This is a genomic window from Amycolatopsis sp. NPDC059021 (assembly GCF_042739895.1).
GTDB lineage: Bacteria > Actinomycetota > Actinomycetes > Mycobacteriales > Pseudonocardiaceae > Amycolatopsis.
Genome location: NZ_JBHYIQ010000008.1, coordinates 76,606 through 89,903, shown reverse-complemented (window position 1 = coordinate 89,903; position 13,298 = coordinate 76,606). Strand labels below are relative to the sequence as shown.

The 13,298-nt window shown below is 71.3% G+C and carries 12 protein-coding genes; 6 read left to right on the top strand and 6 right to left on the bottom strand.

Annotation, left to right across the window (positions count from 1 at the left end):
- Positions 1–48: 48 nt before the first annotated feature.
- The 3 genes from ACFWX1_RS06900 to ACFWX1_RS06890 form a co-directional block, all read right to left on the bottom strand.
- Complete coding sequence (locus ACFWX1_RS06900; RefSeq protein WP_378384636.1) at positions 49–456, bottom strand: nuclear transport factor 2 family protein; 408 nt, start codon at positions 454–456, stop codon at positions 49–51.
- 28 nt (positions 457–484) lie between these two features.
- Positions 485–1,657, bottom strand: a complete 1,173-nt coding sequence (locus ACFWX1_RS06895) for a Cmx/CmrA family chloramphenicol efflux MFS transporter (RefSeq protein WP_378384635.1) — start codon at positions 1,655–1,657, stop codon at positions 485–487.
- A 70-nt stretch (positions 1,658–1,727) separates the two neighbouring features.
- A complete protein-coding gene (locus ACFWX1_RS06890; RefSeq protein WP_378384633.1) occupies positions 1,728–2,312 on the bottom strand; it encodes a TetR/AcrR family transcriptional regulator in 585 nt (194 codons plus the stop codon).
- Between the two features lie 87 nt (positions 2,313–2,399).
- Between ACFWX1_RS06890 and ACFWX1_RS06885 the strand changes: the two genes are divergently transcribed.
- Positions 2,400–3,443, top strand: a complete 1,044-nt coding sequence (locus ACFWX1_RS06885) for a ferrochelatase (RefSeq protein ID WP_378384631.1) — start codon at positions 2,400–2,402, stop codon at positions 3,441–3,443.
- 9 nt (positions 3,444–3,452) lie between these two features.
- On the opposite strand, the gene ACFWX1_RS06880 is transcribed toward ACFWX1_RS06885, so the two are convergent.
- Complete coding sequence (locus tag ACFWX1_RS06880; protein WP_378384630.1) at positions 3,453–4,250, bottom strand: hypothetical protein; 798 nt, start codon at positions 4,248–4,250, stop codon at positions 3,453–3,455.
- A 100-nt stretch (positions 4,251–4,350) separates the two neighbouring features.
- On the opposite strand from ACFWX1_RS06880, the gene ACFWX1_RS06875 reads away from it, so the two are divergent.
- From ACFWX1_RS06875 to mshC, 4 genes are all read left to right on the top strand, one after another.
- Complete coding sequence (locus ACFWX1_RS06875; RefSeq protein WP_378384628.1) at positions 4,351–5,748, top strand: ATP-binding protein; 1,398 nt, start codon at positions 4,351–4,353, stop codon at positions 5,746–5,748.
- Positions 5,745–7,703, top strand: a complete 1,959-nt coding sequence (locus tag ACFWX1_RS06870) for a hypothetical protein (protein WP_378384626.1) — start codon at positions 5,745–5,747, stop codon at positions 7,701–7,703. Before ACFWX1_RS06875 ends, ACFWX1_RS06870 begins: the two co-directional genes overlap by 4 nt.
- Positions 7,704–7,845: 142 nt before the next feature.
- Positions 7,846–8,610 (top strand): MerR family transcriptional regulator, encoded by a 765-nt coding sequence (locus ACFWX1_RS06865; RefSeq protein WP_378384624.1) that lies wholly within the window; start codon positions 7,846–7,848, stop codon positions 8,608–8,610.
- 115 nt (positions 8,611–8,725) lie between these two features.
- The gene (gene mshC, locus ACFWX1_RS06860) at positions 8,726–9,964 is read left to right on the top strand and encodes a cysteine--1-D-myo-inosityl 2-amino-2-deoxy-alpha-D-glucopyranoside ligase (RefSeq protein ID WP_378384622.1); all 1,239 of its coding nucleotides are present in this window, start codon (positions 8,726–8,728) and stop codon (positions 9,962–9,964) included.
- A gap of 82 nt (positions 9,965–10,046) precedes the next feature.
- Here the strand turns inward: mshC and ACFWX1_RS06855 are convergent, their stop codons facing one another.
- Positions 10,047–11,006 carry an AraC family transcriptional regulator gene (locus tag ACFWX1_RS06855; protein WP_378384620.1) on the bottom strand — a complete coding sequence of 320 codons (960 nt, stop codon included), beginning with the start codon at positions 11,004–11,006 and terminating at the stop codon, positions 10,047–10,049.
- 82 nt (positions 11,007–11,088) lie between these two features.
- Between ACFWX1_RS06855 and ACFWX1_RS06850 the strand changes: the two genes are divergently transcribed.
- Positions 11,089–11,517 (top strand): pyridoxamine 5'-phosphate oxidase family protein, encoded by a 429-nt coding sequence (locus tag ACFWX1_RS06850; protein WP_378384618.1) that lies wholly within the window; start codon positions 11,089–11,091, stop codon positions 11,515–11,517.
- 1 nt (position 11,518) lies between these two features.
- On the opposite strand, the gene ACFWX1_RS06845 is transcribed toward ACFWX1_RS06850, so the two are convergent.
- Positions 11,519–13,144, bottom strand: a complete 1,626-nt coding sequence (locus ACFWX1_RS06845) for an ABC-F family ATP-binding cassette domain-containing protein (protein WP_378384616.1) — start codon at positions 13,142–13,144, stop codon at positions 11,519–11,521.
- Between the last annotated feature and the right edge of the window lie 154 nt (positions 13,145–13,298).

The following is a 13,298-nucleotide window of genomic DNA, read 5'->3' as shown; positions in this document are numbered from 1 at the left end:
GGCCTCCTTCACAGCGCTCATTGCTGTGAAGGAGGCCTTCACGGATATTCAGGCCTGGACGGCGTCGGCGACGCGCCAGCTGTCTTCGAGGAACACGTAGCGGGTGATGAGGCCGTCCGCGTTGACCGCGAGGTCGAGGGCGAAGGCGGACTCGATGACCTTGCCGGTCGCGCGCACCGTCGAGCGGAGGCTGCCGAGCGCGACTGCCCGGTCGTCGTCGCCGAAGAACCGCTCGGCGGTGAACTTGTCACGGTCGAGGTAGTCGCGGTCGAGCGTGGTGAAGAACTCCAGCACCTCGGCACGGGTCCGGCGGCGGCCGATCCACGGGACCACTTCGGTGTTGCCGGGGATGTCCCAATCGACGTCGTCGGCGAACAACGCGGCGGCACCCGCCGCGTCGCCGTCACCGAGCAGGGCGAAAAGCTTCTCGGCCACGATCTTCGCGGTTTCGGACATGATGATCCTCCTTGTGGGGTAAGGAAAACTAGACGCTGACCGGGACGCGTTTCGCGTCGTCGGCGCGTTGGACGACGGCCGTGAGGGTGAGGGCGGCGAGCGTCGCGACAGCGAGCGCCGCGCCGACCCACGCGACGCTCGGGAAGCCGAGCCCGGCGTCGATGGCCAGCCCGCCCAGCCACGGCCCGGCCGTGTTGCCGACGTTGAACGCGGACGTCGTGCTGGCTCCCACCAGCGTCGGCGCGTCGCCCGCGACGGCGTACGTGCGGACGTTGAGCGCCGGATTGGCCGCGAACCCGGCGGCACCGAACACGACGATCGCGATCACGCCGACGGCGGCATCGCGGGTGACGGCCAGGACGAGCAAGGCGAGCAGCGCGAGCCCGACGCTGCCGTACAGCGTGGCGAACGGCCGGGCGTCGGCGAGCTTGCCGCCGACCGTGATCCCGATGAGCGCGCCCACGCCGAACAGCGCGAGGACGCCGGGAACCCAGGCCGATGGCAGGCCGAAGGTTTCGGTGAGCAGCGGGGCGAGATAGCTGAACGCGGCGAAGATCATGGCCTGGCACAACGCGATCACGCCGAGCGCGAGCCACACGCGGGGCCGCCGGTACAGCTGGAGCTCGGTGCGCAGCCGCGGTGCGTCGGTCCCGGCACGCGTCGCCGGGACGAACGCGAGAACGCCTGCTGCGGCGACGAGCGTCAGCACCGCGACCGCCCAGAACGCCGCCCGCCAGCCCGCGTGCTGGCCGATGAAGGTGCCCGCCGGGACACCCACGATGTTCGCCACGGTCAGGCCGCCGACCAGGACGGCGAGCGCCCGGCCGCGGCGGTGCGCGGAAACCAGCGAGATCGTGGTCGCCGCTCCGACGGCCCAGAACCCGGCGCAGGCGAACGCGCTGACGACGCGGGTCGCGAACAGCAGGGCGTATCCCTGCGCCAGCGCGCCGACGACGTGGCTCACGCCGAACACCGCGAGCAGGGTGAGCAGCGTCGTCCGGCGGGGGAGCCGGAGCGTCCCGGCGGCGAGCAGCGGGGCGCCGACCACCATGCCGATCGCGAAGGCCGAGATGAGCAGCCCGGTGTCGGGAATGCTCACCCCCAGGTCGGTGGCCATTCCGGGCAGCAGCCCGGTGATCATGAACTCGGAAGTCCCCAGCGCGAACACGCTGAGCCCGAGCACGTAGACGGCCAGTGGCACGGCTCTCCTCCATTTTGGATAGATCAGTACATAACTTGGCCATGAGTCGGCCGGAAGGGGGTCGGATGGGTCAGTGGGTGGCGATGGCCGACACCGCGATGTCGGCGACCGCTCGCATGGCGTCCGCGCTTTCGCCGCGCCGGGACATCAGCCGCAGCCCGGCGATCGTGCTGTGCACGAACTGGGCGACGTCGGCGGGCTTGCGGTCCTTGGTGATGCTGCCGTCGGCCTGGCCGGCGCGGGCACAGGCGGTCAGCTGGGCGAGATGTGCGGCCGTGTCGGCCTCGATGTGCGCGGTGATTTCCTTGTCCCGCACACCGAATTCGGCCACGGTGTTGACCACGAGGCAACCCCGGCGCGCGTGTTCCAGCTCGTCCTCGATGAGGTCTTCGAGCAGCCGGGCGATCTTTTCGGCGGCGTCTCCGGAACCTTCGAGAACGGCTGTCCTGGCGCGGATGCCCCGTGCGCTGTAGTGGTCGAGCGCGCGCTCGAAGAGGGCTCGCTTGCTGGTGAAGGTGTTGTAGATGCTGCTGCGGCCCAAACCGGTGGCTTCGCACAGGTCCTGGGTGGACGTGCCCTCGTAGCCGCGTGCCCAGAAGGCGTACATCGCGCCTTCGAGCGCGACGGTCTCGTCGAATTCCCGTGGCCTGGCCATGACCCGAGCGTAGCACCGTTTTGTATTGAGTGTTCCAAAAATGGGGCGGCGTGGGGGTGGGGACCGCCACAGCGGCAAGATGACGGGGTGGGTTACGACGCGTTGCTATGGCTTTCGTTCGGTGGTCCCGAAGGGCCCGACGAGGTGATGCCGTTCCTGGAGAACGTCACCAGGGGCCGGGGGGTGCCGAGGGAGCGGCTGCTCGAGGTCGCCGAGCACTATCAGCATTTCGGCGGGGTTTCGCCGATCAACCGGCTCAACCGCGATGCGATCGCGGCGGTGGAGAAGCAGCTCTCGTCGGCGGGCATCGACCTGCCGGTGCGCTTCGGCAACCGCAACTGGCGGCCGATGGTGGAGGACACGCTCGCCGAGCTGGCCAAGGACGGGGCCCGCCGGGTGCTGGTGTTCCCGACCAGTGCCTACGGCGGCTACTCGGCGTGCCGCCAGTACGACGAGGACATCGAGCGTGCCCGCGCCGCGGTCGGCGAAGACGCCCCGGATCTGGTGAAACTGCGGCAGTTCTTCGACCACCCGCTGTTCGTCGGCGCGGTCGCCGACGCGGTCCGCGCGGCGCACGCGAAGCTCGGGAACGCGCCGGGGACGCGGACGGTGTTCTGCGCGCATTCGGTCCCGGAGAGCGCGGACAAGGCGTCCGGCCCGCCGGAGGACGGCGGCAGGCTGTACTCGCGTCAGATCGCCGAAGCCGCCCGGCTGGTGGCGGCCGAGGCGGGCGTCGAGACCTACGACGTCGTGTGGCAGTCGCGGTCCGGACCGCCGCAGGTCCCGTGGCTGGAGCCGGACATCGTCGACCACATCGACGCGCTGCACGCCGAGGGCGTGACCTCGGTCGTGGTGTGCCCGGTCGGGTTCGTCTCGGATCACCTCGAGGTGATCTGGGACCTCGACAACGAGGCCGCCGAACGTGCCGCCGAACTCGGTATGGGCTTCGCCCGCGCGGCCACTCCGGACACCGATCCGCGGTTCGCCGAACTCGTCGTCGAGCTGGTGCGCGAGCACACCGAGGGTGTCCCGGCGCGGAAGCTGTCGGAGTTCCCGGCGCTGGGCTGCACCATCAACGGCAAACCCTGTGCCGTCGGCTGCTGCGAACCCGCGAAACGCCCCGTGAGCTGAAGCTCAGGCTCAGGGCTGGCGGTCGCCCTGCTCGGCGAAGACGCGGACGGCCTCGTTCACCGCGGCGCACCGGGCGATCCGGACCGCGTTGGACAGCGGGCGCAGTGCCTCGGCCCGCTGGTTGACCGCAGACGCCGACAATGCGCCGCCCGGGTCGTCGAGCTGGGCGATCGCGAGGATCGCGGAGATCTCATCGGCTCGTTGCAGCACCCGCAGCGCACGCCCCGGCGTCCCGATGGGCCACTGCACCTTCGGCTGCGCGCGGAGATGCGCGGACAGTTCGGCCCGCACGCCCGGCCGGTCACTCGCGACGTCGAGGGCCTGCAACGCGCCGGCACTGTCCCGGATGGCGTCGGTGAGGGCGTGCTCCGACTCGCCGAGCGGGAAGTACTCCAGCTGCGCCTCGTTTTCCAGCGCGTACGCCGTCCAGCGCATGAGCCCCTCGGCGATCGGCTCCGGCACGAGGCCGTAGGCGATCTCGGGCAGGACGATGGCTTCCCCGCAGCGCAGGGCGGCCTCGGTGAACAGCCCGCCACCCCCGAGCCCCCGGACGTCGCCGGGCACGGGCAGCACCAGATTCACCGTCGTGATGCCCTGCGCGCGCAGGGCGAGCAGGAGATCCACCGGGTTCGCGGCGCGGTTGTACGCGAGCGAGAGGAAGAAGGCTTCCGAGGCTCCGGGATCGCCCGCCACGACGTCATGGGCTTCGCCCCAGGCCTTCAGGGAGTCGAGCACATCGTCGGAGGCGGCGGCTCCGTTGAGCCACGCGGAGGACCAGACCGCGAGGGTCGCACTGGGACGGCACACGACGCCCTATTTTACCCGTACTCCGGAGTGCGGTTTTCCTCGGTAGGGCTGGAGTTGGTCCACGTCGACGTGACGCGGACTCGCGGCTAGCGTCGTAGTGGTGAACGTCGCTCCAGACTCTCTTCCCCGCACCGCCGGGGCACTTCGCGAGGCCGGCTACCGGCCCCGCTCGATCAGCCAGGAGATCCACGACAACCTGCTCGCCGCGTTGCGGGCGGGAGAGGACGCCTGGCCGGGCATCGTCGGGTTCTCCCGCACGGTGCTGCCCCAGCTCGAACGCGCGCTGCTCGCCGGACACGACGTCGTCCTGCTCGGCGAGCGTGGCCAGGGCAAGACCCGCCTGCTGCGCACGCTGGCCGGCCTGCTCGACGAATGGACCCCGGTGATCGAGGGCTCCGAACTCGGCGAGCACCCGCTCGAACCGATCACCCCCGCGTCGATCCGCCGCGCCGCCGAACTCGGCGACAACCTGCCGGTCGCCTGGCGTCATCGCAGCGAGCGCTACACCGAGAAGCTCGCCACGCCGGACACGTCCGTCGGCGACCTGATCGGCGACGTCGACCCGGTGAAGGTCGCCGAAGGCCGCAGTCTCGGCGACCCCGAGACCATCCACTTCGGACTCGTGCCGAGGGCGCACCGCGGCATCGTGGCGATCAACGAGCTGCCCGACCTCGCCGAGCGCATCCAGGTCGCGCTGCTCAACGTCATGGAGGAACGCGACATCCAGGTCCGCGGCTACACGCTGCGGCTGCCGCTGGACGTGCTGCTCGTGGCGACCGCGAACCCCGAGGACTACACCAACCGCGGCCGCATCATCACCCCGCTCAAGGACCGCTTCGGCGCGGAGATCCGCACGCACTACCCGCTCGACGTCGAGGCCGAGGTGGCGGTGGTGCGACAGGAGGCGAACCTCGTCGCGGAGGTCGGCGAGCCGCTGCTGGAGGTCCTCGCCCGGTTCGTGCGGAACCTGCGGGACTCCCCGGTGATCGACCAGCGTTCCGGCGTGTCGGCCCGGTTCGCGGTCGCGGCGGCCGAAACCGTCGCCGCGGCGGCGCTCCGGCGGTCGGCGCTGACGGGCGAAGAGCCCGCGGTCGCGCGTCCGGTGGATCTCGACGCCGTGCCCGCCGTGCTGCGCGGGAAGATCGAGTTCGAACCCGGCGAAGAAGGCCGCGAGATCGAGCACCTCGTGCACCTGCTGCGCCGTGCGGTCGCGGAGACCGCCCGCGAGCGGTTCGCCGGGCTCGACCTGCGCCCGCTGTCGGACGCCGTCGCGGACGGTCATCTGGTGGCGACCGGCGAGCGCGTGCCGGGCAAGGACGTGCTGTCCGCGCTCCCGGAACTGCCGGTCCTGCACGAGGTCGCGCAGCGCGCGGGGGTGTCGGCCGACGAACCCGCCGGGCGCATCGCGGCGGCGGTCGAACTCGCGCTGGAGTCGCTGTTCCTCGCCCGCCGGGTCGGCAAGGACTCCGACGACTCGACCACCGTGTACGGGCAATGACAGCCGTCCCCGAGGGTTACTCCTACGGTCCGTGGCACGACGGGCCCGATCCGCTCGCGCCGCCCGCGGATCTGCGGGACGCGCTCGACGAGATCGGCCGCGACGTCATGGGCGGTGCCTCGCCGCGGTCCGCGCTGGAGGAGCTGCTGCGCCGGGGCACCGAGCGCACGGCGGGTCTCGACGAGCTGACCCGGCGGCTCTGGCAGCGTCGTTCGCAGATCCAGCGGCGGCACCGGCTCGACGGCACGCTGCAGGAGGTCCAGCGGCTGCTCCAGGAAGCCCTGGACGCCGAACGCCGTGCGTTGTTCCCCGATCCCGACGACGACGCGCGGTTCCGCGAGGCCCAGCTGGACGCGTTGCCGCCGGGCACGGCCGCGGCGGTCCGCGAGCTCGCCGAGTACGACTGGCGCTCCGAGCAGGGGCGCGAGAACTACGAGGAAATCCGCAACCTGCTCGGCCGTGAGCTGATGGATTCGCGGTTCCAGGGCATGAAACAAGCCCTGCAGAACGCGGGCCCGGAGGACGTCGAACGCGTCAACCAGATGCTGTCGGACCTCAACGCGCTGCTGAGCGCCCACGCGCGGGGCGTGGACGACATCGCCGAGCGGTTCTCGGAGTTCATGCGCCGCCACGGCGAGTTCTTCCCGGAGAATCCCCGGAACGTCGAGGAACTCATCGACGTCCTCGCGGCGCGTTCCGCCGCCGCGCAACGGATGCTGAACTCGATGACCGACGAGCAGCGCGCCGAACTCGCCGAGCTGACCCAGCAGGCGTTCGGTGATCCGCGGCTCGCCCAGCAACTGTCCACTCTGGACGCTCAGCTCCAGGCGCTGCGGCCCGGCGAGGACTGGACGTCTTCGGAGCGCTTCCGGGGCCAGGATCCGCTGGGGCTCGGTGAAGGCGCGCAGGCGATGGCCGATCTGGCGGAACTGGACGCGCTCGCCGAGCAGCTCGGCCAGTCCTATCCCGGCGCGCGGCTGGAGGACATCGACCTCGAAGCCCTCGAACGCCAGCTCGGCCCCGACGCGGGCGTCGACGCGCGGCGACTGTCCGAACTGGAGCGTGAGCTGCGCCGTCAGGGCCTGTTCGAACGGGCGCCGGACGGCACGCTTCACTTGTCGCCCAAGGCATTGCGCCGCCTGGGCGAGACCGCGCTCGCCGAGGTGGTGAACGCGCTGCGCGGCAAGGCGGGGGAGCGCGAGACGGAGTCCGCGGGCGCGGCGGGCGAGCCCACCGGCGCGAGCAGGCCGTGGCGGTTCGGGGACATGCAGCCCTGGGACGTGCCGCGCACCGTGCGCAACGCTGTGCTGCGTTCGGTGTCGGCAGGCGGTGGCCCGGTGAAGCTGGACGTCGAGGACGTCGAGGTGGTGGAGACCGAGCACCGGTCCCGTGCCGCGGTCGCGCTGCTGGTGGACACGTCGTGGTCGATGGTCCAGGAAGGCCGCTGGCTCCCGATGAAACGCACCGCGCTCGCGCTGCACCAGCTGATCAGCACCCGGTTCCGCAACGACGCGCTGCAGCTGATCACCTTCGGCCGCTACGCGACGTCGGTGGAGCTCCCGGAGCTGATCGGCCTGGAGGGGACCTGGGAGCAGGGGACCAACGCCCACCACGCGCTGCTGCTGGCAGGCCGGCACCTGCGACGGCATCCCGACGCGCAGCCGGTGGTGCTGATGGTCACCGACGGCGAGCCGACCGCGCATCTGGAACCGGACGGCGAAGCCGAGTTCGCGTATCCGCCGGAGCCCCGGACCATCCACAAGACACTGTCCGAAGTGGACAGAGTGGCCAAGCTGGGTGCCGCGGTGACGGTGTTCCGGCTCGGTGACGACCCGCGGCTGACGGCGTTCGTCGAGATGATCGCGCGGCGCTCGGGCGGCCGGGTCCTCGCGCCGGATCTGGACGGGCTGGGCGCGGCGGTGGTGAGCGACTTCCTGCACACCCGCCGCCGCTGACCGGGCCACGTCCCCATCCAGCCGTGTTCCGGCGACGAATCACCCTCCGGCCGGGTTGCCGGCGTGCGAGGCTTGACCCTCACGCCACGTGAGGCGACACGGTGGACGTCGTCAGGGCCGGAACGGCCGGAGGAGAGGCACGATGGGGTACCCGGTGGGAAAGGTCGCCAGGCTGGCCGGCGTCACCGTCCGCACACTGCACCACTACGACGAGATCGGGCTGCTCTCGCCGAGCACGCGGACCACGGCGGGCTATCGCAGTTACGGCGAGGACGACCTCGACCGGCTGCAGCGCATCCTGTTCTACCGGGAACTCGGATTCGGCCTCGAGACGATCGCGGACATCCTCGACGATCCCCATGCCGGGGCCGTCGAGCAACTGCGGCATCAGCGCGCGCTGCTCACGGAGCGGATCGCGCGGCTGAGCCGGATGGTCGAGGTCGTCGAACGCGTGATGGAGGCGAAACTGATGGGCAACGCGTTGACGCCCGAGGAGAAGTTCGAGGTGTTCGGCGGTTTCCGCGAGCCGCCGGGCTACGAGGAGGAGGCCGTGCGCCGCTGGGGGCACACTCCGGAATGGCAGGCGCGGGTCCCCGAGACGTCCAAACAGGACTGGATCGACGGCGAGCGGGTCCGCGAGGACTGGGTCCGCAGGTTGCTCGCCCTGGTGGACGGGGGAGCGGGGCCGGACGGTGAGGAGGCCATGGCGCTGGCCGAGGAGCACCGCGCGATGCTCGGCCGGTTCATGGGGGAGTGCGGCTACGAGACGCACCAGCGCGTCGGCGAGTTGTACGCGACCGAGCCCGTGCAGCTCGGGTTCCTGATCCGCGAGCCGGACCAGCGGCCGGGGATCGGCGAGTTCGTGCGGGACGCGATCCGGGCGAACGCGGCCCGCGCCGCCCGGTAGGCCGGTGGGGGGGGGGGGGGGGGGGGGGGGGGGGGCCCCCCCCCCCCACTGCTCCGGTCGTGATGTTTTCCCACCGGGCGAGAGACGGTCGGCGGCGATGCTTAGAGTCGAGGGTATGCAGACTTGGTCATCGGTCGACGTGCCCCGCATCCCGGGTACCCCTCGTCCGCTGCGGCTCCACGACACCGCGACCGGGCAGACCCGCCCGACCGCGCCGGGGGAGACCGCTCGGATGTACGTGTGCGGTATCACCCCCTACGACGCGACCCACCTGGGGCACGCCGCGACGTATCTGGCGTTCGACCTGGTCAACCGCCTGTGGCGGGACGCCGGGCACGAGGTCCACTACGTGCAGAACGTCACCGACATCGACGAGCCGCTGCTGGAGCGCGCCGAGCGGGACTCCGACGACTGGATCGTGCTCGGCATGCGCGAGACGGCCCTGTTCCGGGAGGACATGGAGGCGCTGCGCGTCATCCCGCCGCGCGAGTTCGTCGGCGCCGTCGAGAGCATCCCGGAAATCATCGAGGTGATCGCGAAGCTGCTCGCCAACGGCAGCGCGTACCGCGCCGACGACCCGGAGTACCCCGACGTCTACTTCGACCACACCGCGACCGGGCGCTTCGGCTACGAGTCGAACTACGACGCCGAGACGATGGCGAAGTTCTTCGCCGAACGCGGCGGTGACCCGGAGCGGCCGGGCAAGCGGCACCCGCTCGACGCGCTGTTGTGGCGCTCCGCGCGGCCCGGTGAACCCTCGTGGGAGTCCGAACTGGGCGCGGGCAGGCCGGGCTGGCACATCGAGTGCAGCGCGATCGCCGTCAACCGGCTTGGGCTCGGCTTCGACGTCCAGGGCGGCGGCTCCGACCTGGTGTTCCCGCACCACGAGTTCAGTGCCGCGCACGCCGAGGCGGTGGCCGGGGACGGGCCGTTCGCGCGGCACTACGTCCACGCCGGGATGATCGGCCTCGACGGCGAGAAGATGTCGAAGTCGCGGGGGAACCTGGTCTTCGTCTCCCGGCTGCGCGCCGACGGGGTGGACGCCGGGGCGATCCGGCTCGCGTTGTTCGCCGGGCACTACCGCGCCGACCGGCCGTGGACCGCGGAGCTGCTGGCCGACGCCGAGGCCCGCCTCGCGCGCTGGCGGGAAGCGGTTTCCCTGCCCGCGGGACCGGAAGCCGCGGACACGATCGACCGCCTCCGCGATCGCCTCGCCGACGACCTCGACACCCCGAAGGCACTGGCGGCCGTCGATGCCTGGGTGACCGCCGCCTTGCGCCGCGACGGCACCGACCCGGAGGCGCCGGGGCAGCTCAAGGCCGCCGTCGACGCCCTCCTCGGCATCGCCCTCTGACGCAAACACTTGGCGTGGCCGGGAACCTGGCCACGCCAAGTGTATAACGACCTATACGGCGTGCTGATAAACGGCCTGCTGATCAAGCGTTCAAGCCGATCCGGGAAGCGGCGGCACGCCGGTACTCGCTGGGATTGGTGCCACGGACGCGTTTGAACGCCGCGCTGAACCCGAACGGGTCGGCGTACCCCACTGTGCGGGCGATATCGGCGATGGTCGCCGTCTCCTGCTCGACCAGCAGATCGGCCGCGAGCGTCATGCGCCAGCGGGTGAGGTAGGCCAGGGGTGGTTCGCCGACCAGCTCGGCGAACCGCTTGGCCAGCGTCGAGCGCGACACCCTGGTGCGTTCGGCCAGCGCGCCGACCGTCCATGGCGCCGCCGGTTCGGCGTGCAGCAGGCGAAGCGCGTGGCCGACCACCGGGTCCCGTTGCGCGGCCCACCAGGCCGGGGGCTCGCCGCCGGGCCGGTCGAACCACTCGCGCAGCGTGCAGACCAGCATCCAGTCCAGCAGCCGGTCGAGCACGACCTGCTGACCCGGCGCGTCGACGGCGACCTCGGCGGCGAGATGGTCCAGTACGGCGTCCGCGGCGCTGTCGGCGTCCACGCGCAGCACGACGGGCAGCGCGTCCAGCAGCCGGCGGCTGATCTCGCCGCGTACCGGATAGGCGCCGACGATCAGGGTCGTCGCACCGGGGGCGCGATCGGCCTCCTCGTCGTTGTCGTGCCAGCCGAGCCGGTGCGTGGTCCCGCCCTGCTCGGGTGTCGCGCAGAACTCGCCGCAGGCGACCGCTTCGGCCGCGGTGCCGATCTCGTCGACGAAGGTGAACGTCGCGGGACCACGCACGATGATCGTCTCGCGGGCGCGAAGCGGTTCCGGTGGATGGTGCTCCGGCACGATCCAGCCCGCTCCGGTGAGGAGGGTGCACAGGGTCAGCGGCGCACCGTCGACGAAGTGCAGTGCCCAGGGCGGGGACAGGGTCGAGCTGCCGAACAACGAGCCGTGGGCTCGGACCCCGCGGATCAGATCACTGAACGCGTCCACCTCGACGAGGTTAGACGAATACACAGGCGATCCGGCTTTCTACCTATGGGCTCGTCCGAGCCGGGCGTGTTCAATCGGCGTCATGAGTACCGACACCAGTTCGCTGACGCCCCAGGATCTCGAGTTTCTCCGGCGCCCGCTGCACGGATTCCTGTCCGTGGCAGCGGGGCCGCTCCCGCCGCAACCTCGGCCGGTGTGGTTCGAGGCCACCGCCGAGGGCACGATCCAGCTGTTCACGGAGCCGGACGCGCTCAAGGTGCGGCGCCTGCGCCGCGACCCCCGCGCCTCGATAGTCGTCGCCGCTCCGGTGGGTGAACGCGAACGCTGGCTCTCGGTCGCCGGGCGCACCACGGTGGAACCCGGCGGAGCCCACGAACTGGCCGCCCGCCTGGCCGCTCGCTACTGGGATCTCGACGACCCGGCCCGCTCCGAGGATCTCGCCGGGCTCGAGGCCTCGGAGCTGGTTCGTCTCGTCATCCACCCGGAAACCGTGAGCCGGTACCAGTACTGAGCTACGCGATCTTGCCGTCGGCGAGTTCGAGCCGGTCACCGGTCCAGTCCCGGCGCAGCCAGCGGTCGTGCGAGGCGATCACCACCGCGCCGGGTGCCGAGCCCAGCGCGGCGAACAACTCCTCGGCCAGTGCCAGCGAGATGTGGTTCGTCGGCTCGTCGAGCAGGAGCACGTCCGGCGGCTGGGCGAGCAGCACCGCGAGCGCGAGACGACGACGCTGACCGACCGAGAGCGCGCCGACCGGCCGCCCGAGATCGCGGGAGGCGAGCAGGCCGAGCCGGCTCATCGGCGGAGCCTGCTCGCCCAGCGCCTCCCGGTAGACCTGATGCGCGGTCTTGGCCGGATCGTCGAACTCGACGTCCTGATCGAGCATCCCGACCCGCACCCCGTGTCCGAAGTGGACAGTTCCGCTCGCCGGCGTGAGCCGCCCCGCCAGCACGGACAGCAGCGTCGACTTGCCCGCGCCGTTGCCGCCGGTGACGAGCAGCCGGGCCGCGCCGGTGACGTCGAGCCGGGGCACGCTGAGCCGTCCGGGGACCTCCAGCTCGCGGACCGAGATGGCGGGTCCGTCCCCGGTGGCCTTGCCGGTCAGCGCGGCGGCGAAGCGCAGGGGAGCGGGTGGTTTGCGGACCTGATCGCGTTCGAGGTCCTCGAGCCGTTGCTGCGCGTCGCGCACCCGGCGGGAGATCGTCTTCTGGACGCGTGCGCCCTTGAAGTGGTGGATGAACTTGTCGTTGTCCCTCGGTCCTCGGCCGTAGGCGACGTTCCGCGCGGTGACCGCGACAGTCTCGCGAAGCTCTTTGAGCTCCTCCTGTTCCTCGGCGTACCGCTGCTCCCAGCGGGCACGTTCGGCCCGTTTCTGCCCGAGATAGGCGGAGTACGAGCCGCCGTAGCGCGTCGCGCCACCGACCAGGCGATCCGCCGGGGCCGGGTCGAGATCGACGATGTCCGTGCACACCGCGTCGAGGAACACGCGGTCGTGCGAGGACAGCACCACGACGCCGGTGAGTTCGGCGAGATGGCGTTCGAGGAACTCCATCGCCGCGTCGTCGAGGTGGTTCGTCGGCTCGTCCAGCAGCAGCGTCTCGGGACGGCGGACGAGCAGCGCCGCGAGCCCGAGCCGGGAGCGCTGGCCGCCGGACAGCGTGCCGAGTTCCCGCCGTGGGTCGATTCCGCCGAGTCCGAGCCCGTCGCAGACGAGTTCGGCGCGCCGGTCGGCGTCCCACAGATCATGGGCCTGCGCCCAGTCGAGCACCTGGCCGTACTCCTCGAGCACAGCGACGTCGTCGGGCCGCTCCGCCATCGTGGCGGTGAGTTCGTCGAGCCGCACGGTGGCCGCGCGGATCTCGGCGAGCGCGTCGTCGATGACGTCGGAGAACGTGGCCGTGGCGGGGAACGGCAGCTCCTGGAGGAGGAAGCCGAGGTCCTCGCCGCGCCGGATCTCCCCGGAGCGCGGTTCTTCGAGCCCGGCGAGCAGCCGCAGCAGCGTCGACTTCCCGGCGCCGTTCTCGCCGACGAGGCCGACGCGCTGGCCGGCCGAAGCGGTGATCGAGACGCCGTTGAGTACGACGCGGGCGCCGTAGCCGAAGACGAGGTCGTTGGCCTGCAAGGAAAGCGTACGAGACATGGAGCATCACCGAGCCCTGGGTGGAATGCGGGAATCCCCACCGGGCGTCGTGGCGCACGGGAGCGTCGGCTCGACCGGGCGCGGCCTCGGAAGCGGGGAGGGGCGCGGTTCAGTTCCTCATAGTGCGGTCAGCTTAACGCAACACCAGTAGAGT